The organism is Salmonella sp. JXY0409-18, from assembly GCF_020268625.1.
GTDB lineage: Bacteria > Pseudomonadota > Gammaproteobacteria > Enterobacterales > Enterobacteriaceae > Salmonella > Salmonella enterica.
Genome location: NZ_CP084216.1, coordinates 4,124,285 through 4,145,508, shown reverse-complemented (window position 1 = coordinate 4,145,508; position 21,224 = coordinate 4,124,285). Strand labels below are relative to the sequence as shown.

The following is a 21,224-nucleotide window of genomic DNA, read 5'->3' as shown; positions in this document are numbered from 1 at the left end:
TTATACACAAAATCCTTAGCGTTGTCGGGACTATTGCCGCTTTTATAAAAGGGTCAGCGCAACGACAGTCAGCAATGGTTTACACTCAAATAACCGCTTTTTTACTGTCACCACAGCGCATTAGGGCGTCCTTATTTACACCTTTTGACCGAATTGACATATATGTGTGAAGTTGATCACATATTTAAACCCTGTTAGGGTAAAAAGGTCATTAACTGCCCATTCAGGCGTCAACAGGTTCGGTTGTACAGTCCGTAACCGGACAGTGTAAGTAAACCTGCTACGCTTGTATGAGGGAGAGCGTTCGCGCCCCTCCCTCCGCTCGACGGCGACGCTGGCGCGGTATGCCAGTGCCCGCCGTATATAGCGCTACAGGGCTTAGCCTATGAGGACAGCTATGCTGAAAAGGAAAAAAATAAAACCGATTACACTGGGCGATGTGACCATCATTGATGACGGTAAACTTCGCAAAGCGATTACCGCCGCCTCGCTGGGCAACGCGATGGAGTGGTTTGATTTTGGTGTTTATGGATTTGTTGCCTACGCGTTGGGTAAAGTCTTTTTCCCCGGTGCCGATCCCAGCGTCCAGATGATTGCCGCGCTGGCCACGTTTTCCGTTCCCTTCCTGATTCGTCCGCTCGGCGGGTTATTCTTTGGTATGCTCGGCGATAAATACGGGCGCCAGAAGATCCTGGCGATCACGATTGTGATTATGTCGATCAGTACTTTCTGTATCGGGTTAATTCCCTCTTACGCGACGATCGGTATCTGGGCGCCAATACTGTTGTTGCTATGTAAAATGGCGCAGGGCTTCTCGGTTGGCGGGGAATATACCGGCGCGTCGATCTTTGTCGCGGAATATTCGCCGGATCGTAAACGCGGATTTATGGGAAGCTGGCTGGATTTTGGTTCCATCGCCGGGTTCGTGCTGGGCGCGGGCGTGGTGGTCTTAATCTCAACGATTGTCGGCGAGGAGAATTTCCTGGAGTGGGGCTGGCGTATTCCGTTCTTTATCGCCCTGCCATTGGGAATTATTGGTCTCTACTTACGCCATGCGCTGGAAGAGACGCCAGCGTTTCAGCAGCACGTGGATAAACTGGAGCAGGGCGACCGCGAAGGGCTGCAGGATGGGCCGAAAGTCTCCTTTAAAGAGATTGCCACCAAACACTGGCGTAGCCTGTTGTCATGTATCGGTCTGGTGATTGCCACCAACGTGACCTACTACATGCTGCTCACCTACATGCCGAGCTACCTGTCGCATAACCTGCACTATTCTGAAGATCACGGCGTGTTGATTATCATCGCCATTATGATCGGGATGTTGTTTGTGCAGCCAGTGATGGGGCTGCTGAGCGACCGTTTCGGTCGACGTCCATTTGTGATTATGGGCAGCATTGCGCTGTTTGCGCTGGCGATCCCGGCCTTCATCCTGATTAACAGTAACGTTATTGGCCTGATTTTTGCCGGTTTGTTGATGCTGGCGGTGATTCTGAACTGCTTTACCGGGGTGATGGCCTCGACATTGCCGGCGATGTTTCCGACGCATATTCGTTACAGCGCGCTGGCGGCGGCTTTTAATATCTCTGTATTGATTGCCGGTCTGACGCCAACGCTGGCGGCCTGGCTGGTGGAAAGCTCGCAGGATCTGATGATGCCGGCGTATTATTTGATGGTCATCGCGGTGATAGGCTTGATTACCGGTATTTCCATGAAAGAGACGGCCAATCGTCCGTTAAAAGGCGCAACGCCAGCGGCGTCGGACATCCAGGAAGCGAAGGAAATTCTGGGCGAGCATTACGATAATATTGAGCAGAAAATCGACGACATCGATCAGGAAATCGCGGAACTGCAGGTCAAACGTTCGCGTCTGGTACAGCAACATCCGCGTATCGATGAATAAATTTCGCGCTTAAGGTTCGCTTAATCTCTCGCGGGCATACTCTCCTCCATACCTTTGGAGGAGAGCGTCATGAAAAGCTATATTTATAAAAGTTTGACGACCCTGTGTAGTGTGCTGATTGTCAGCAGTTTTATCTATGTGTGGGTCACGACGTATTAAACGCCTGTTATGCCTTTTTCAACATCACCCAGGCACGGGTGCCTGTTCTTTCCGTACGGTTTTGCAGGAAAAACTGTCCCTGATGTAGCTGGGTGATGCGGCTGACGATACTCAGCCCCAGGCCAATTCCGCCATAACGGCTGTCCATCCGCACGAACGCTTCGCTTAGCTTCCCGCATTTGCTTTCATCAATACCCGGCCCCTCGTCTTCGACCGCCATAATAGCGTCGGGGTCGGCGCTAATGTGGATAGTGATATGGGTTCCTTCAGGGCTATAGCGATGCGCGTTTTCCACCAGATTTCGCAGCAGCATACGCAGTAACGTCGCGTCACCGCGCACCACCACGTCCGCCGCGCTTTCCGGCAGCAACAGAGTTTGCTGACGCGTTTCCAGCATGGTGTTCAGCTCATCGTAGGAGGGGAGGATCACATCTTCCAGCAGTTTTACTTCCTGATAATTCCCGGAAGAGAATGACTGGCCCACGCGCGCCAGTTGCAGAAGCTGGGAGACGCTATCCATCATCTGGTCAAGACGGGCGATAAGCGGCGCGACATCAACATTGTGGGTTTTTGACAATAATTCCAGATGCAAACGCACCCCCGACAGCGGCGTGCGTAGCTCATGGGCCACATCGGCGGTAAAAAGGCGTTCATTGTCGAGCGTGGTGGTCAAACGCGTAACCAGTTGATTGATCGCCGAGACAACGGACTCAATCTCAAGCGTGGAGCTGTGAATGGCGATCGGCGTCAGATTATCCGCCGTCCGCGCTTCCAGCTCTTTTTGCAGTTCGGCGAGTGGGCGGGTAATACGCCGTACCGCCTGGTAGCAAACAAGCAGCGTCAGGCTAACCATAAATATGCTGGGGACGATCAGGCTGGCGACCGCCTCGCGAATTTCGTGCATGATATGGCGATCGTTGTTGCGATTATCCCGCAGCGCCTGCTCGAACAGTTGGATTTGCTCAGTGCTTTCATGCCATAACCAGAAGGTACTGATTAGCTGGAACACCAGCAGAATAAGACCAATTGTCAGAGTTAAACGCTGGCGAAGGGTCATCGCTCTTCGCTGAAAACGCATCAGGCTCACTTAGCTTTCCTCAGTGGCAACCAGCATGTAGCCAAACCCGCGAACCGTGCGAATGCGCGACTTGCCGACTTTGTCGCGCAAATTATGTATATGCACTTCCAGAGTGTTGGTCGAGGGTTCGTTATCCCAGTTGTAGATATCGTTATAAAGAATTTCCCGGTGCACCGGACTGCCTGCCTTGAGCATCAACCGTGAGAGCAACGCGTACTCCTTAGGCGTCAGGGTCAGTTCCTGTCCATCCCTCCATGCCTGATGGCGGCCTATATTGAGCGTCAGATTGCCAACCGTCAGTTCACTTTCACCCTGGTTATTATGGCGGCGCAGCAGCGCGCGGATGCGGGCGTGCAACTCCTCCAGGGCGAAGGGTTTTACCAGATAATCATCTGCGCCGACATCCAGCCCGCTAATGCGATCGTTGAGCGTATCGCGGGCGGTCAGAATGAGTACCGGCAGAGTATATTTTTTCTGTCGGATTCGCGTCAGGAAATGCAGGCCATCCTCATCGGGCAGCCCTAAATCCAGCACCATCAGACTGTAATGACCAGACTCCAGACTATGCTCGGCGGCACGCGCTGTCGAAACGCCATCACACGCATAGCCTTCGGTTTGCGCGGCGAGTATTAACCCCTGTAATAATAGCGTGTCGTCTTCAACAATCAGTATCTTCATTCGCTTAGTCTCCTGCACGGTTGCAGAATATCATCTGCGGCCTGGTAATACGTCGTTTGTACGCCGGTTAATCCCAGCATGGTTGAGAAAAGATTGTCCTGTGAATAATCCAGCGTGCTCGCCCGTTTTTGCAGGCAGGCCTGATCCACCTGATAACGCTGTTGATAATCTTTAGAAAGCCAAATGAGCATCGGGACATGTTTTTGCGTATCCGGCGCAATGGAATACGGCAGACCGTGTAAATAAACGCCATTTTCACCCAATGATTCGCCGTGATCGGAAAGATACACCAGGCTGGTTGTGAATTTATCCTGATGAGATTTCAGCAGGTTAATGGCTTTATCTACAATATAGTCCACGTACAGCACGGTATTATCATAGGTGTTGATCAACTGCTGTTGGGAACAGTTCTGAATTTCGTTAGTGTCACAGGTTGGGGTAAATTTTTTAAACTGCGGTGGATAACGGTTGTAATAGGTTGGGCCGTGGCTGCCGATGGTATGTAGTACAATAACGCCATCGCCTTTCAAATGGTCGATATAGTCTTCCAGACCGTGGAATAACACCTCATCGTAGCACTCGCCGTCGATACATTGTCCGGGCAGGTTTAGCTCGGTGACATTTTGATGCGGAACGCGATCGCATGCGCCTTTACAGCCGCCGTCATTATCATTCCACAGTACGTTAATCCCCGCGCGCTGGATAATATCCAGTAGCCCTTCCTGGTGATGCGCCAGCTCTTCGTCATAATGTTTGCGCGGCATATCAGAAAACATGCAGGGAACGGAGATCGCGGTCGCCGTACCGCAAGAGGTGGTATGCGGGAAATAGATTACATCGTCTTTCGCCAGCCGCGGATTGGTGTCGCGCGGATAGCCGCCAAGAGAGAAATCATCGCCGCGCGAGGTTTCGCCAACGATAAGAATCGTCAGGTTTTTGCGATCGCCTTTCAGCATTAATGGATTGCGATGGGCATCCTCGCCAATGCGTACCAGCGGCAAATTCGCCAGCCGTTGATGCGAATACCATGACCAACTGGCGACAATACTGTTCGATGGGCTTAACGCTTTGATCAACTGTTTATTATTTCGAAATAGCGAGGCGTAATCTTTATAGAAAAAGGCGGCGACCAGAATAACTAATAAAATAGAGATCAGGACGCTGGCCAGGCGGTAAAGCCCGCTACGTAAGCGCGGCGTCGCCGGGCGGATTTTGACCCAGAAGGCAATCACGGCGGCCAGAACGCCGCTTAATCCCAGCGTCAGCACCATTCTCGGCGTCATCAGCGCAAAGGTTTCCGCAGGCGTGGTATCCATCATATTGGCGATCATGGAGCGATCGATGATGATGCCGTAAGTCAAAATAAAATACTGCGCGGCAGCGCCGACCAGAATAAAAACGCAGGCCAGCAGTCGGTTTAGCCAAATAAATGAGGCCAGCGTTAGCACACTATTGACCACGCTAAACGCGACGACCGGCATGGAAATAAACACCAGCACATTGCGCAGCGAGTTTAACGGTAGGTCTTGTAGTACCTGCTTGTAGAACGCAATGTTCAGGCAGACGGCAATATAAAAGGAAAAAAGCAGAAGCCAGGCGATTTGCCCAAGAACAGGTCTTTTAAGAAAGCGCTTTAACATGTTGATGCGTCCATCGATTCGGTGACGCTAATCGTGACAAAGTAAAATTAAGTGAACCTTAAGAACTTAATGTTGGTGGCGGCCGGATAACCTGCGCTATCCGGCCTGTTGCGATAACATTAACTACACGTGGTCAATCCTGTTTAACCGGCGCATCCAGCGGATACGGGTTTTTGTGAATGCGGTTGTAGTTCAACGCATACAGCGCGGTGATCACCATCAACGTGACGAACGACCACATCACTTCTTTGGCGCCGGAACCGATGACCGCCCAGATGCAATACACAAACGCGACGAAGGTAATCAGCAGATACAGCGGGCGCGCTTTACCAAAGTGGCCGTGGCCCAACAGCAACAGCGCGGCACAGGTGTAAAGATAAGGCACCAGGGTGAAGATAACCGACACGGAGGAGACCAGACCAAACTCTTTCGCGGCGTTCGGCGACATACTGCTGAACTGGAAGATAGTCATCAGCACGCCGACGATAAGCAACCCAGCCACTGGCGTACCGGCTTTATTAACCCGCGCGAAGATCGGCGGGAAGAGACCATCGTCCGCCGCCGCTTTTGCGGTTTGACCGGCAAGCAGCGTCCAGCCGCCGAGAGAGCCCAGGCAACCAGCTGCCGCACAGAAGGAAACAATAGCCCCTGCGGTATCGCCCAGCGCCATACGCGCCGCGTCACCGAAAGGCGATGCCGATACACGCAGCGCCGCGTTGGGGATCATCCCCATAATCGCCGTTGTGGAGAGTACATAGCAGACGGCGGCGATCAGTACCCCGCCGATGGTGGCGATAGGCACGTTGCGTTTCGGGTTTTTGACCACACCGGCCGCAACGGAGGCGCTTTCTACCCCGATGAATGACCACAGCGTAACGTTCAACGTGCTTTGAATTGCGCCGAAGGTATTCATGCCGCTCACGTTCCAGGCCGCCATATAGGTTTCGCCTTTAAACCAGAACCAGCCGAAGACCGCAATCCCTACGATAGGCACCAGCGCCAGTACGGTGGCGACGGCCTGTACGCGGGTAATCATTTTCGGCCCGACGATGTTCAGCAGAACAAAAATCCACAGCACCGCGACGCAGGTAAGCGTTAATACCAGCGGATCTTTCAGAATCGGGAAGAAATAGCTCAGATAGCCGACGCCGATAACGACCATCGCGATATTACCGATCCAGCATGCCAGCCAGTACAGCACGTTCGTTTGATAGCCCAAAAACGGCCCGAAGCAGCGGCGTGCGTAGGCATAGGAACCGCCGGGACTGGGATCTAAGGACGACATTTTGGCATAAACCATCGACAGCGCCAGGGCGCCGATGATAGTGACCAGCCATCCGTAGATTGCAATCCCGCCAGTGGCCGCCAGGTTGGCAGGGAGTAAGAATACCCCTGAACCCATAATATTCCCCGATACCATTAAGGTGACGGGGATTAGGCCCACTTTGTGAGCATCAGCATCCGAAGACATAATTTGGACTCCTGAAAAGGTGACTTCGTTACGATAAATTACGTCGTATCATACCCCCTCAGAATGCCGCTGAATTATGTCGGAGACGGGTTATCGCCAATGCTGTTATTATCGTGTCTTATCGTTGAGTGTAGAAAAATTAGGCAGCCGATCGTTCCCGATGTTGGCTAACATAATGCAGGGGGGTCATACCATAAAACTCTTTAAACACGGAAATAAAGTACGATGTGCTGTTATACCCACACAGCTGTGAGACTTGAGAGATATTCTTTCCGTCCATTAATAATTGGTTTACGGCATAACGCATTCGGCAGGTCGTGATTATTTGGCTATAACTGGTATTCTCGTTTTTGAGCTTTTTCTTTAACAAGCTTGGACTCAGGCACAGGCAACTGGCAACGGCGCTCAGATTCCAGTCTTTATGAATATCGCTCTGAATGATGTGGTAAACGCTGTCACTGATGCGGCTGCGCAGCATGTGCATTAACAAAGAAATAAATTTTTTGTGGTCAAGAAAGCGGGATAAAACGGTGAAAAGGAGCGCACGGGTACGTTCACTAACAATTTCATCCGGTGTTTCCATCGCGCTGTAGCGGGCAGCGACCCTGAAGATATCCGGCGTCAGACAGTTGGCGGTCAATAAGGGATCGGCGTTGCGTTGCCAGACGGGAAGGTGTGAGAGATCTTTATTCAGGAATTGTAAATAGTCTTTAATATTATTGCGACTCACTTGTATTACTAGCACGCTATTTAATGATGAAATGTCAATAACGTTATTTTCACAAGCCAGAATGGCCATATGATTCGCTTTTAAACTGATTGGCTCCTTACCATTTACTCGTAACCATGTATCTTTTTCGGTTAATAACACTATGCAAGGTTCGTTGCTGCAAATCCTCATACCCGAACTCCTGGAATATGAACATAAAATACCGGATCTCGCCAAACGGGAGAGATAACGGGGACTGAGTCAATTGTGTGATGAATTGAAACTGCACTAAAATAACTTTCCTGAATAATATTACAATATTTGTACGATGATTTAGGGTGTACAAAAAGTTGTACGCGAGTGGCAACTTGTCATTTTTGTATAAAAAAAGCGCGGGATGGGGCCCGCGCAAAAAGGTATGACAGTATTATTGTTTTGCAGCAATACTCAGGGAATACATGCCATCCTCAAAAAAAAGACTCTTTGTGATTAGGCTTTCACGCACATAACGTGATATACGCCATCAATAATTTCCGTGCCTTCGGTTTCATGCTCAAAGCCAGGGAAGTGATGATCCCAGGATTGCAGTGAGCGTAAGTAACCCACCTGCGGACTGTTTTCATCGCCAAAGTTTTCGCCGGAGAGCAGCATCGGGATTCCTGGCGGGTAAGGAATAACGGAGTTCGCCGCGATGCGACCCGGTAGATTTTCAATCGCCACCATTTCAATATTGTTGTTCACAATCGCGTTGTAGGCGTCGCGCGGGGTAATCTCCGCAACCGGCAGGGTGGAATAGGCGGCGTTGAGACGAGCGCCCGGGTTATTTTCACGTAGCCAGGCAAACATTTTATCGCCCAGGTCATGAATACCCATGTTCGCGTAAGTGTCAGGATAATCCTGCACCAGTTCCGGCATCACCTGCGCCAGCGGCGTATTCGCGTCGTAATGATGTTTGAAGGAGCACAGCGTGTTGATCAGCGTTCCCCATTTCCCGCGAGTTACCCCCATGGAGAACAGGAACATAATCTGAAAGTCGGTGGTGCGGGTCGGCACGATACCGTGGCGGCCAAGCCATGCTGTGACCAGCGCAGCAGGTACGCCGGATGCTTCCAGTTCGCCATCGTCGCCCATACCCGGCGCCAGGATACTGACTTTAATCGGGTCCAGCATACTCCAGTTATCCGGCAGGTCTTTAAAGCCGTGCCAGGTTTCTCCGGGGCGCATGACCCAGCAGTTCTGGTCGGTGGCCAGCAGTTTTGCCGGCGCGTCGGCGAAGTCATACGTTTTACCGGTTTGTGGATCGGTGACGACGTCTTTATTCCACGGTTTAAAGAACCAGTCGCCTTCATCGGTAAACTCTTTATAAAGACGCGCCATCGCCTGACGGAAATCAACCGCTTCGTCAATCACCTCTTGAGTCAGGGACAGGCCGCTGTTACCGTCCATCATCGATACCGCCACATCGTTGGATGCGCAGATGGCATATAACGGAGAGGTGGTGGCATGCATCATATATGCCTGGTTGAAGCGGGAGAAATTCACCGCGCCACGGCCTTCACGGACATGAATGTAGGAAGCTTGTGAAAGCGCATTCAGTAGTTTGTGCGTGGAGTGGGTGGCAAACACGGTCGGACCGTTATGGTCGCCTGGCTCGCCGCGCATCGCGTAGTGATCGCAATAAATCGGGTTGAAGCGCGCATAGCCGTACCATGCTTCGTCGAAGTGAATGCGATCGCTGGTTTTTGCCAGCAGATCCTGCGCCTCTTTGGCGTTATAGCATACGCCGTCATAGGTACAGTTGGTCACCACGCTGTAAGACGGTTTCTGTCCGGCTTTGGTTTTGGTCAGCGGGCTGGCGCTGATTTTTTTCTGCAAGGTTTCAGGCTGCATTTCCTGCGGGTAGATTGGCCCGATAATGCCGTAACGGTTACGGCTTGGCACCATATATACCGGTTTGGCCCCAGTGAGGATCAGCCCCTGCTCGATGGATTTATGGCAGTTACGATCCAGTACAACGACATCATTATCCGTCATACAGGCCTGCATAATAGTACGGTTAGAACCGGAAGTCCCGACAACCACGGACCAGGAGCGGTCAGCACCGAATACGCGGGCGGCGTTTTTCTCGCTTTCGCCAAACGCGCCGGTATGGTCGAGGAGTGAACCGAGCGTGGTACGCTCAATCCCCATATCGCTGCGGAACAGGTTTTCGCCATAATAATCGTGATAAAAGCGACCGGCAGGCGTTTTAGTGAAACCGACGCCGCCCTGGTGTCCCGGCGCCGCCCATGAATATTCATGAATGTCGCTGTATTTCATCAACGCGTTAAACAGCGGCGGTAACAGTTGCTGGCGATACCGGGTCATGGCGGCAACAGCGCGTCCGGCGATAAAGTCAGCGGTGTCTTCCAGAATCCAGGCGAATTCATCGACAAGCTCCAGCAGGTCGCGGTCCAGCGATGCCGTCGCTTTTTCCCTGTCGCCTAACAGGAAAACGGGCACGTTTTGCTGACGCTCGTGAAGCTTACCGATCAATTGCCTGACGCTCAGGTGCTCATCCGGTTGTTCCATTTGGTAGCTAAACATCAGACAGTCAATGGCTTCGTTCGCGGACAAGATGGCATAGCCGTCATCGAAGGATGTCGATTTAATGACGGTAACATTTTGTTGGCTCAAGGCATCCGCCAGACGCTCAACCGCGTTGCCAACCCAGGTGTCCTGATGCAGAAACTCACTTTCAACAATTAATACTTTCATCATCTTTTACCCGGTTGTGGAGGCCGTGCAATTTACGCCTTGCCGACCCGCCGTATGAATGTGACGTGGGCAAGTATTACCCCGTCAAATAGGGGGTGTAAAGTGATGGAATAATGGTCAGTTATTGATATTATTGTTTAATAAACAATGGGTTAATTATGGATATCGAGCGATTTCACCTGCCGTTTATCGACAGGTGAATTATTTTTTTGGCTGATAGTGGTATCCGGCTTTAGCCGGGCATCGTCTGGCGTCGTTGCTGGCTTAGCTTGCGATATTGTTGCGGAGACATGCCGACAAATTTGCTAAAAGTACTGTAAAAACGGCTGCTGGATCGGAACCCGGCAGTCAGAGCGACATCGAGGATCGTTTTGTCAGTATCGCTCAATAAGGCACGTACGTGATTGATGCGCATCGCCGTGATGTACTGCTTCATCGTCAATTGCATAACCCGCTGGAATATTCCCATCGCGTAATTAGCATTGAGTTTGACATGCTCCGCGACGTCGTTAATGGTGAGCGCCTGATCGTAGTTATCGGCAATAAATCCCAGCATCTGGCTTACGTAAAACTGCGCATGGCGTGAGACGCTATTCTTGTGGGTGCGTGATGTTTTATTGAGCAAAATAGGCTGCCAGCCGGAAAGGCTAAAGCGTTTAAGCATCAGGCCGATTTCATCGATCGCCAACTGGCGAATTTGCTCATTCGGGCTGCTTGTTTCCTGCTGCCAGCGCAACACTTCAAAGGTGCTAAGCTGCTGGGTCGCCAGTGATTTAACCACCATCCCGTGCGTGACGTGGTTGATAAGATCGCGATCCAGCGGCCAGGAGAGAAACAGGTGCATCGGCAAACTGAAAATCGCCATCTGGCGGCAGTTGCCGGGGCGGGTAAGCTGGTGTGGCGTACAGGCCCAAAACAGGGTGATATGTCCCTGCTTTATCTGCACGACTTCATTGTTGATTAAATACTCCACATCGCCGTCAAACGGAACATTCACTTCTACTTGCCCATGCCAGTGACTGCTGGCCATTCTGTGCGGTGGCCTCAGCTCAACGTCCAGTCGTTGATATTCGGAATAGAGCGACAGCGGGCTACGGGTTTGCTTTTCATCGCCGTTGCACATGTGCGGGTCGGGCGGGAGGAGGGATATTGCTTGCGTACTCATCGTCACTCCATTTCCTGAATTATCAGAATTATGCCCCTTTAGCCGGGAGGAAACCGGGAATCCGGACACAGAATCCGTCGATATTGTAGAGCGTAGCCTGACTATCAGGCCGAATACTCTGCTTTTTACACCATTTTGTCCCAAAAACTCAGATCTTCCGCGCGCCAGCATACGATCTGAGTTTTCGGGAATGCTCATCGGGGAAGACGGAGGTTTTCACCGGGAACGCGTGCCACCATGAAGGTGTTCACTACTGTTCTGGAGAGTCATGATGACGGCACCCAAAATTACCTTTATCGGCGCAGGTTCTACGATTTTCGTCAAAAATATCCTCGGCGATGTGTTTCACCGCGAGGCGCTAAAATCAGCGCATGTCGCCCTGATGGATATTGACGAAACCCGGCTGGAAGAGTCGCACATTGTGGTACGGAAACTGATGGACTCAGCGGGCGCTTCTGGCCGGATTACCTGCCATACCAACCAGAAAGCGGCGCTACAGGATGCGGATTTCGTGGTGGTCGCCTTTCAGATTGGCGGCTACGAACCCTGCACCGTGACCGATTTTGAGGTTTGTAAGCGTCATGGCCTGGAACAGACGATCGCCGATACGCTGGGGCCGGGCGGCATTATGCGCGCGCTGCGGACCATCCCGCATCTGTGGCGGATTTGCGAAGACATGACGGAAGTCTGTCCGAAGGCCACCATGCTCAATTATGTCAACCCGATGGCGATGAACACCTGGGCTATGTATGCCCGCTATCCGCATATCAAACAGGTCGGCCTGTGCCATTCGGTACAGGGAACGGCGGAAGAACTGGCGCGCGACCTGAATATCGATCCCGCTTCGCTGCGCTACCGCTGCGCCGGCATTAACCACATGGCGTTTTACCTCGAACTGGAGCGCAAAACGGCTGACGGGACTTATGTCGATCTCTATCCTGAATTGCTGGCAGCCTATGACGCCGGACAGGCGCCGAAGCCCAATATTCACGGCAATGAACGCTGCCAGAACATTGTGCGCTATGAGATGTTCAAAAAGTTGGGCTACTTCGTCACCGAATCATCAGAGCATTTTGCCGAGTACACGCCGTGGTTTATTAAACCGGGACGCGAGGATCTGATTGCGCGCTACAAGGTGCCACTGGATGAATATCCGAAACGCTGCGTAGAACAACTGGCGAACTGGCATAAAGAGCTGGAGGAGTATAAAACCGCCGAGCGTATCGACATCAAACCGTCCCGCGAGTACGCCAGCACCATTATGAACGCTCTGTGGACCGGCGAGCCGAGCGTGATTTACGGCAATGTGCGTAATGAGGGGCTGATTGATAACCTGCCGCAGGGAAGCTGCGTGGAAGTGGCTTGTCTGGTGGATGCCAACGGCATTCAACCGACGAAGGTGGGGACGATCCCTTCTCATCTGGCGGCGATGATGCAGACCAACATCAACGTGCAAACGCTGTTGACCGAAGCCATCCTCACGGAAAACCGCGATCGCGTGTATCACGCGGCGATGATGGACCCTCATACCGCAGCGGTGCTGGGTATCGAAGAAATCTATGCGTTGGTTGACGATCTGATCGCCGCGCATGGCGACTGGCTTCCGGCCTGGTTACGCCGTTAATCTCCAGCCGCGCTGGACGGCAGATCCGGCGTTTAACCTCTACTAACAGAAGGCGGGCGCTGGTAACAGCGACCCGGTACCCTATGAGCATCTCTCTGACAACAAAGCTGAGTTACGGGTTCGGTGCGTTTGGTAAGGATTTCGCCATCGGCATTGTGTATATGTACCTGATGTATTACTACACCGATGTGGTGGGACTCTCGGTCGGCCTCGTCGGCACCCTTTTTCTGGTCGCGCGAATCTGGGATGCGATAAACGATCCCATCATGGGATGGATTGTCAACGCCACGCGTTCGCGGTGGGGGAAATTTAAGCCGTGGATATTGATCGGCACCTTAACCAATTCGCTGGTGCTTTTCCTGCTGTTCAGCGCCCATCTTTTTGAGGGAACCGCGCAGGTTGTATTTGTCTGCGTAACCTACATCCTGTGGGGCATGACGTATACCATTATGGATATCCCATTTTGGTCGCTGGTGCCGACCATTACGCTTGATAAGCGAGAACGCGAACAACTGGTGCCGTTCCCGCGTTTCTTCGCCAGTCTGGCTGGCTTCGTCACTGCCGGTATAACGCTGCCGTTTGTGAACTACGTTGGCGGAGCGGATCGTGGGTTCGGCTTTCAGATGTTTACGCTGGTACTGATTGCGTTCTTTATCGCCTCGACTATCGTGACATTACGCAACGTACATGAGGTGTACTCCTCCGACAACGGTGTAACGGCGGGCCGCCCACATCTGACGTTAAAAACGATCGTTGGATTGATATACAAAAACGATCAGCTCTCTTGCCTGTTGGGAATGGCGCTGGCGTATAACATTGCCTCCAATATTATCAATGGCTTTGCGATCTACTACTTCACCTATGTGATTGGCGATGCCGATCTTTTTCCCTATTACCTTTCTTACGCCGGCGCGGCGAATCTGCTGACGCTGATTGTCTTCCCCCGGCTGGTGAAAATGTTATCGCGGCGGATATTGTGGGCGGGCGCCTCCGTGATGCCCGTTCTGAGTTGCGCAGGGCTCTTCGCGATGGCGTTGGCGGATGTCCATAATGCCGCTTTAATCGTGGCGGCGGGTATTTTCCTGAATATCGGGACCGCGCTCTTTTGGGTGCTTCAGGTAATCATGGTGGCGGATACGGTCGATTATGGGGAATTTAAGCTCAATATTCGCTGCGAGAGTATCGCTTATTCCGTACAGACGATGGTCGTGAAGGGCGGCTCGGCGTTTGCGGCGTTCTTTATCGCTCTGGTGCTGGGGCTGATTGGCTACACGCCGAACGTGGCGCAGTCTGCGCAAACCCTGCAGGGGATGCAGTTTATTATGATTGTCCTGCCGGTACTGTTTTTCATGATGACGTTGGTTCTCTACTTCCGCTACTACCGTTTGAACGGCGATATGCTGCGCAAGATTCAGATCCACCTGCTGGATAAATACCGGAAAACGCCGCCATTCGTCGAACAGCCGGATAGCCCGGCGATTTCTGTGGTAGCGACCAGCGATGTAAAAGCGTGAGCATGGTCTCTCGTGCAGGCCGGATAAGCGTAGCGCCATCCGGCAATTAACCGATAACGCGGCCCGGGAGAACGCCGGGCCTGCCAGGTTATTTCGCGCAGTTAGCGCACTGTTTGCTGACAATCTGCTGGAAGAAATCGTTGCCTTTGTCATCCACCAGGATAAAGGCCGGGAAATCTTCTACTTCAATTTTCCAGATAGCTTCCATGCCGAGTTCCGGATACTCGACGCACTCCAGATGCTTAATGCTCTGCTGTGCCAGAACCGCCGCCGGGCCGCCGATACTGCCCAAATAAAAGCCGCCGTGTTTTTTACAGGCATCCGTGACCTGCTGACTACGGTTGCCTTTCGCCAGCATGATCATACTGCCGCCGTGGGATTGCAGCAGATCGACATAAGAGTCCATTCGGCCTGCGGTGGTGGGGCCTAATGAGCCAGATGGATAACCTGCCGGGGTTTTTGCCGGACCTGCGTAATAGATGGGGTGGTCTTTAATATACTGCGGCAGGTCTTCGCCGGATTCAATACGCTCTTTTAGCTTCGCGTGGGCGATATCGCGACCTACGATAATGGTGCCCGTCAGCGACAGGCGAGTCGAGACCGGGTACTGCGATAGCTGGGCGAGGATCTCTTTCATCGGACGGTTGAGATCGACTTTCACCGCGTCGCCTTCGCCCGCCTGACGCAGCGCTGGCGGAATATACTGGCCCGGATTGTGTTCCAGTTTTTCGATCCAGATGCCTTCGCGGTTGATTTTCGCTTTGATGTTACGGTCTGCCGAGCAGGAGACGCCCATCCCCACCGGACAGGAAGCGCCGTGACGCGGCAGGCGAATTACGCGAATATCGTGGGCGAAATATTTCCCGCCGAACTGGGCGCCGAGGCCAAGTTTTTGCGCTTCTTCCAGCAGTTCCTGTTCCAGGTGGAGATCGCGGAATGCCTGGCCGTGCTCGTTACCTTCCGTCGGCAGCGCGTCGTAATAGTGGGTGCTGGCGAGTTTAACGGTTTTCAGCGTGCTTTCCGCCGAGGTGCCGCCAATGACAAAGGCGATATGGTATGGCGGACAGGCCGCGGTACCCAGCGTGCGCATTTTCTCAACGAGGAAGTTTTTCAGCTTGCCTGGGGTGAGCAGCGCTTTGGTCTCCTGATAGAGATACGTTTTGTTTGCTGAACCGCCGCCTTTCGCCACGCAAAGGAACTTGTACTCGTCGCCATCGACGGCATAGAGATCGATTTGCGCTGGCAGGTTGCTGCCGGTATTGACCTCTTTGTACATATCCAGCGGTGCGTTCTGCGAGTAGCGCAGGTTATCTTCGATATAGGTATTAAACACGCCTTTGGAGAGCGCGGCTTCATCGCCGCCGCCCGTCCAGACGCGTTGGCCTTTTTTACCCATGATAATCGCCGTGCCGGTATCCTGGCAGGTCGGCAGAATGCCTTTGGCGGCGATCTCGGAGTTTCTCAGGAATTGCAACGCCACATATTTATCGTTTTCGCTGGCTTCAGGGTCATGGAGAATGGCGGCGACTTGCTGCTGGTGTTCAGGACGGAGCATAAAAGACGCATCATGGAAGGCCTGCTGAGCCAGCAACGTTAACGCCTGCGGCTCAACGTTGAGGATAGATTCTCCGTTGAATTCACTGACGCTGACATAATCGGAGGTGAGCAGATAATACTCTGTTTTGTCCTCTCCCATCGGGAAAGGCGCCTGATAGATAAACTCTTTTTTCGACATGTGCTTCCAGCCTAATAGTAAGAAAATGTATTAAGAGCCTCATGGGCCAGACTCTAAGTCGCGCGCCGCGCATAACTTGGCGGCGCGCGCGGCCATTACAGGAATCCGTACATTGCGGCAAAGATCCAGCCAAAGACGCAGGAGACGCTCACGCCAATCAAACCCGGCAGAATGAAGCTGTGGTTAATGACGAAGCGGCCAATACGGGTTGTGCCGGAACGGTCAAACTGAATCGCCGCCAGATCGCTTGGGTAGGTCGGCAGGATATAGTAGCCATAACATGCCGGCGCAGAGGCCACGATATACGCCGGATCGACACCGATAGCCAGCGCGACGGGAACAATCGCCGCCAGCGCCGCGGCCTGGGAGTTAACAAACTTGGAGACCAGCAGCAGAACGATGGCGTAGGCCCACGGATACTCTTTGACCATTTCGCCCAGCACGCCCTGAATTTCCGACATATGCGCGCCGAACATGGTTTCCGCCATCCAGGCGATCCCGTATACCGCGACAATCGCAATCATACCGGAACGAAAAACTTCGTTTTTTGAGATAGACGCAGGATTGGTTTTGGTCAGAATGATAATGAGCGCCCCGGTCAGCAGCATGAACATCTGAATGACCAGCACCATCGACAACGGTTTGCCGCCGAAGGTTGGACGTAAGTCGGAGTCCGCGCCCAGGAGAGCGACCACGGCAATCGCCGCCAGGAAGATCCACATCGCCAGCCAGTTGCTTTTCGGCAGTTTTTTATCCAGCAGCGTCGCGGTATCGCCGTACACGTACTGACGGTTTTCCGGTACGGAGATAAATTTCTGAAACGCTTCGTCTTTATCCAGATCTTTACCGCGGAACCAACTAAAAATACCGATTGCCAGGATACCGAGCAGGGTAGACGGGATGGTGATCGACAGCAGATCGAGGAACTCCAGATGTTTTCCGTCAAATGTCACGTTGCCCAGCATCGCTACCAGAGAAACCACGGCGACGGAAACCGGACTGGCGATGATGCCCATTTGCGCGCCGATAGAACTGGCCGCCATTGGACGTTCCGGACGGATATTATTCTTGATCGCCACGTCATAGATAATCGGCAAAATGGTGTAGACCACGTGGCCTGTCCCACACAGAATCGTCAGGGTACAGGTGACGAACGGCGCCACAATAGAGACGTATTTGGGGTTGCGACGCAGCAGCTTTTCGGCAATCTGCAGCATCACATCCAGCCCGCCTGACGCCTGCAACGTTGCCGACGCGGCGACTACCGCGATAATGACCAGCATTACGTCAACGGGCGGTTTACCTGGCTGGAGATGGAAAACAAACACCAGAATGACCAGACCAATACCGCCCAACAACCCGAGCGCGATGCCGCCCTTTCGGGCGCCATAAAACAGACATATTAATATTATGAGAAGCTGTATACTAAATAACATTTTTATTTATCCTCGCGATAAACCCAGTCAATTTTGATAAATGGATCACAGCCATCCTCTGATTTGTGTGAATGAGCATCAGGAAATGGCGAATATTCAATGCGCCAGTGGCGACGATTAACGATTAAGGTTTTTACAGAGTTGCTTTAAGTAATTATTTTCTTGCGATGGTGATGTTCAGAGGGGAGTACCCTCTGGCGATGGGCAGGTGGAGTCAGCGAGAGCAGTAAATTATGATTTGTCTGTTTTAAAAACAGGCGTTTATTCTTTAATTTTTGTGTCTCGCCATCAGGTAAATCACGAGATAAAGCGAACAGAATGTGACTTATGTGATCATTGTCACGCCATTTTTTTAAATTATTAGTATGGCGTGTGGAGACGCGTATCTGCTCACCAATATACGTATTGTCCATAGGCGTAGCACAAGCTCCATTGCTACAAACATAATTTTATTTAAGTGTCAGGAAAATTCCGGACAAATCCCTTTTTTAATAAAAATACACACTCTCGGCATGGGATAATACTTAATTAACTTTTGTTAGCGTTTTGAAATTAAAAACAGCGCAGAGCGCTGTAATAATAGAAAATAACGTTAACAGGCCTGGGTTGAGTATATTTGATCTGACACAATTTCCCAGATTTGTTATTAATGTGATAGCGTTTTTATTGGCATTGTTATAATAAATGTTACCAGGATATAACGCTTCGCGTCGGCTTTATGCGGTATCCTTACTGACAATATTGTTTCAGTAAAGAGTAATGTTCCGGCTGAACGCGGTAGCGGTAAACCGGCCTGCCGGTCACGCCGTAATGAATACTGGTAAACAAGATATGGCAATTCACCAGCCAGATGAGATATTTACGGCAGGAGACGCGCGAGATATTCACTTCGTTGGCCAACTCGTCGGTAGAAAATTCCTGCTCCTGATGCGCATCAATCCACTGGCATAAGGTGCGTAGCGTTTGCTGCGTCAGCCCTTTTGGCAGCCGGCGAGGCTCCTGCTCGCTGGATGAATTACCGTGAATGAGCAGGTCAAGCTCAGACTGTTCGTAATACTGGCGTTTTTCCATCGCCGTTTTCTTACGTAGCCAGCCGGTCAGCGCTTCTTCAAAGCGCGTGGCCTGAAAAGGCTTGATCAGATAATCCACCACGCCGTAGTGAAGCGAATCTTTAATGGTGGCGGCGTCAGCGGCAGAAGAAATGACAATAACGTCGCTTTTGCAGCCTGCGCTGTGCAGGACAGGCAGCAGATCCAATCCGTTTTCCTGCTGCATGTAGATATCCAGCAGGATTAGGTCAATGTGATTTTCACTGTTGAAGATAAACTCTTTCGCTTTTTCCAGCGTCGAAGCGGTTCCACAACAATGAAAACCGGAGATTTGCGCGACATAGCGGCGATTTAACTCCGCGACCATCGCATCGTCATCGACAATTAATACATTGATCATAGGCTGGTCCTTTTTCCATCCCAGGGTAACTGTACAAAAAATTGTGTGAAGATCCCAGGCTCGGACTCCACGGAAATTACGCCGCCAAGCGCTTCAACCTGCTGTTTAACCAGCGCTAAACCGACGCCGCGTTCGGCGCCTTTCGACGAGACGCCTTTTTCAAAAATCGCCTCGATGCGCTCAGGTTCGATACCCGGACCGTCATCGCTCACTTCGCAATGCAGCCAGCCATGGCGGTAGTGTAACGAGACGCTGATTTCGCCGCCGGATTCCTGGCTCAATGCTTCCAGCGCGTTTTCAATCAAATTACCCAGCGCCGTAATCAGCACCGTAACCTGATCTTCATTGTTATTATCCGGTAACTGGCTGTCGCTGCTTATCACCAGGCTGTGCCCGAAATCAGAGGCGCGAGTAATTTTACTGAGCAAAAAGCCAGCGATAATCGGCGACTTTATTTTACCCAGCAGCAAACCGATCTCTTCCTGATAGTTATTGGCCGTCTTGATAATATACGCTTCAAGCTGCTTATAACTCTTCAGGTGCAATAATCCCAGAATCACATGTAATTTGTTCATGAATTCGTGGGATCGTTCACGGAGCGCATCCGCGTAGTTCACCATCCCGTCCAACCGCTGCATCAGTTGGCGAACTTCTGTTTTATCCCTGAAGGTGGATATCGCGCCGATAATTTCGCCGTTGCTGCGCACCGGAACGGTATTCACCAGCAGCAGGCGGCCTTTGACGATAATCTCTTCATCGCGGCGCGGCGTACCGTCACGCAACACTTCGCTAATGTCCACCACCTGCGACCAGGCATGACTCAGGGTGGATAATCTGGCGTCATCCTGCGTTTTTCGATAATCGAGCAGCGTCTGCGCCGCATGGTTAATCAACGTGACTTCGCCGCTATCATCCACGGCGATAACGCCCTCTTTGATTGACTGCAGCATCGCCTGGCGTTGTTCAAACAGGGTTGAGATCTCATAGGGTTCGAGGCCAAACAGGATACGTTTTAGCACCTTGACCAGCGCATACGTGCCTAATAACCCCACCAGAGCGCCGAACAGAATGGACCAGATAATACTGCCGCGGCTATTGTTGATCTGCTGCGTAACGTGACTGAGTTCCAGGCCGATCGCTACCACACCGATCTGCCGGTGGCGTTCATCATAAACCGGTGTGAAAACGCGCAGCGCTTTGGCAAGAAAGCCGCGATTAATGGCAACGTTTTCCTTTCCCTGCAGCGCGAGCAGAATGTCATCGCCTTTGAACGGTTGGCCGATTCGCTGCGTTTCTGGGTGTGAATAACGGATGCCCTGCATGTTGGTCACCACAATAAACAAAAAGCCATTATGCTGGCTCACCGCTTCGGCGAGCGTCTGAATGCCGCTTTCCGCAGGCGGTTTTTTCAGCCCCTCGCGAATTGCCGGAGAGTCCGCCAGCGAGCGCGCCACCGCCAGCGCTTTATCTGCCAGCGCGTCGCGCGTCATGCTGCTGATTTGCGAAAAATAGATCAGATGGACCACAACGAGCACCGAAAACAAAACGGCGCTGACCATCAGAATGACGGTAGTGCCGAGTTTCATGGGGCGTTTGCGTAACGCCCGGCATGGCAGGGAGTGTTTCATAGTGGACCTGAGCGGACGAATCGTAAGGTTATTATCCCTGATGAGGCGTCTAATTCAAAGGCATAGGCGATGTTGCTCCAGTGTTGAAAAGCCCGTCTTACCTTGTAGGGGGCGCTACCTGCTCATGTCGACTGGCAAACGTCATGTCGTTAATTAATATCGCCGGATACCGTGATGGGTAATTTATTTTCATCAGAATTGCATAAAATAATTTTTCATTAATTTTTATAATAACGTATGCGGTGTCACGTTTTATTTTTACTGACGTTCAGAATGCGTTT

General features: G+C 51.9%; 16 protein-coding genes. 4 read left to right on the top strand and 12 right to left on the bottom strand.

The window, feature by feature from the left end:
• The first annotated feature begins 397 nt into the window (after positions 1-397).
• A complete protein-coding gene (gene proP / locus LDB27_RS20235) occupies positions 398-1,900 on the top strand; it encodes a glycine betaine/L-proline transporter ProP (protein WP_000919710.1) in 1,503 nt (500 codons plus the stop codon).
• A 69-nt stretch (positions 1,901-1,969) separates the two neighbouring features.
• Positions 1,970-2,059 carry an LpxT activity modulator PmrR gene (gene pmrR, locus LDB27_RS20230; protein ID WP_000844399.1) on the top strand — a complete coding sequence of 30 codons (90 nt, stop codon included), beginning with the start codon at positions 1,970-1,972 and terminating at the stop codon, positions 2,057-2,059.
• A 7-nt stretch (positions 2,060-2,066) separates the two neighbouring features.
• Here the strand turns inward: pmrR and pmrB are convergent, their stop codons facing one another.
• The 7 genes from pmrB to melR all read right to left on the bottom strand — a co-directional run bounded on the left by pmrB (position 2,067) and on the right by melR (position 11,557).
• Positions 2,067-3,137 (bottom strand): two-component system sensor histidine kinase PmrB, encoded by a 1,071-nt coding sequence (gene pmrB / locus LDB27_RS20225; protein WP_071585826.1) that lies wholly within the window; start codon positions 3,135-3,137, stop codon positions 2,067-2,069.
• 9 nt (positions 3,138-3,146) lie between these two features.
• Positions 3,147-3,815, bottom strand: a complete 669-nt coding sequence (pmrA, locus tag LDB27_RS20220; protein ID WP_000697894.1) for a two-component system response regulator PmrA — start codon at positions 3,813-3,815, stop codon at positions 3,147-3,149.
• Positions 3,812-5,455: a phosphoethanolamine transferase EptA gene (eptA, locus tag LDB27_RS20215; protein WP_001630070.1), complete on the bottom strand. Its 1,644-nt coding sequence runs from the start codon at positions 5,453-5,455 to the stop codon at positions 3,812-3,814. Before eptA ends, pmrA begins: the two co-directional genes overlap by 4 nt.
• A 133-nt stretch (positions 5,456-5,588) precedes the next feature.
• Complete coding sequence (gene adiC, locus LDB27_RS20210) at positions 5,589-6,926, bottom strand: arginine/agmatine antiporter (RefSeq protein ID WP_000093130.1); 1,338 nt, start codon at positions 6,924-6,926, stop codon at positions 5,589-5,591.
• 139 nt (positions 6,927-7,065) lie between these two features.
• A complete protein-coding gene (locus tag LDB27_RS20205; protein WP_001217075.1) occupies positions 7,066-7,827 on the bottom strand; it encodes an AraC family transcriptional regulator in 762 nt (253 codons plus the stop codon).
• A gap of 297 nt (positions 7,828-8,124) precedes the next feature.
• The gene (gene adiA / locus LDB27_RS20200; RefSeq protein WP_001542850.1) at positions 8,125-10,392 is read right to left on the bottom strand and encodes an arginine decarboxylase; all 2,268 of its coding nucleotides are present in this window, start codon (positions 10,390-10,392) and stop codon (positions 8,125-8,127) included.
• Between the two features lie 232 nt (positions 10,393-10,624).
• Positions 10,625-11,557 carry a transcriptional regulator MelR gene (gene melR / locus LDB27_RS20195; RefSeq protein WP_000106992.1) on the bottom strand — a complete coding sequence of 311 codons (933 nt, stop codon included), beginning with the start codon at positions 11,555-11,557 and terminating at the stop codon, positions 10,625-10,627.
• 268 nt (positions 11,558-11,825) lie between these two features.
• Between melR and melA the strand changes: the two genes are divergently transcribed.
• Together melA and melB are read left to right on the top strand one after the other, a co-directional pair.
• A complete protein-coding gene (gene melA, locus LDB27_RS20190) occupies positions 11,826-13,181 on the top strand; it encodes an alpha-galactosidase (protein WP_001527488.1) in 1,356 nt (451 codons plus the stop codon).
• A gap of 83 nt (positions 13,182-13,264) precedes the next feature.
• Positions 13,265-14,695, top strand: a complete 1,431-nt coding sequence (melB, locus tag LDB27_RS20185) for a melibiose:sodium transporter MelB (RefSeq protein WP_000028070.1) — start codon at positions 13,265-13,267, stop codon at positions 14,693-14,695.
• A gap of 88 nt (positions 14,696-14,783) precedes the next feature.
• Here melB and fumA read toward each other — a convergent pair whose 3' ends face one another.
• The 5 genes from fumA to LDB27_RS20160 form a co-directional block, all read right to left on the bottom strand.
• Positions 14,784-16,430, bottom strand: a complete 1,647-nt coding sequence (fumA, locus tag LDB27_RS20180; RefSeq protein ID WP_000037190.1) for a class I fumarate hydratase FumA — start codon at positions 16,428-16,430, stop codon at positions 14,784-14,786.
• A gap of 95 nt (positions 16,431-16,525) precedes the next feature.
• On the bottom strand, positions 16,526-17,866 hold the full coding sequence (gene dcuB / locus LDB27_RS20175) for an anaerobic C4-dicarboxylate transporter DcuB (protein ID WP_000899149.1): 1,341 nt from the start codon (positions 17,864-17,866) through the stop codon (positions 16,526-16,528).
• A 146-nt stretch (positions 17,867-18,012) separates the two neighbouring features.
• Positions 18,013-18,279, bottom strand: a complete 267-nt coding sequence (locus LDB27_RS20170; protein ID WP_001530565.1) for a hypothetical protein — start codon at positions 18,277-18,279, stop codon at positions 18,013-18,015.
• A gap of 316 nt (positions 18,280-18,595) precedes the next feature.
• Positions 18,596-19,315 (bottom strand): two-component system response regulator DcuR, encoded by a 720-nt coding sequence (gene dcuR / locus LDB27_RS20165; protein WP_000611307.1) that lies wholly within the window; start codon positions 19,313-19,315, stop codon positions 18,596-18,598.
• Complete coding sequence (locus LDB27_RS20160) at positions 19,312-20,943, bottom strand: sensor histidine kinase (RefSeq protein WP_000682904.1); 1,632 nt, start codon at positions 20,941-20,943, stop codon at positions 19,312-19,314. Before LDB27_RS20160 ends, dcuR begins: the two co-directional genes overlap by 4 nt.
• Between the last annotated feature and the right edge of the window lie 281 nt (positions 20,944-21,224).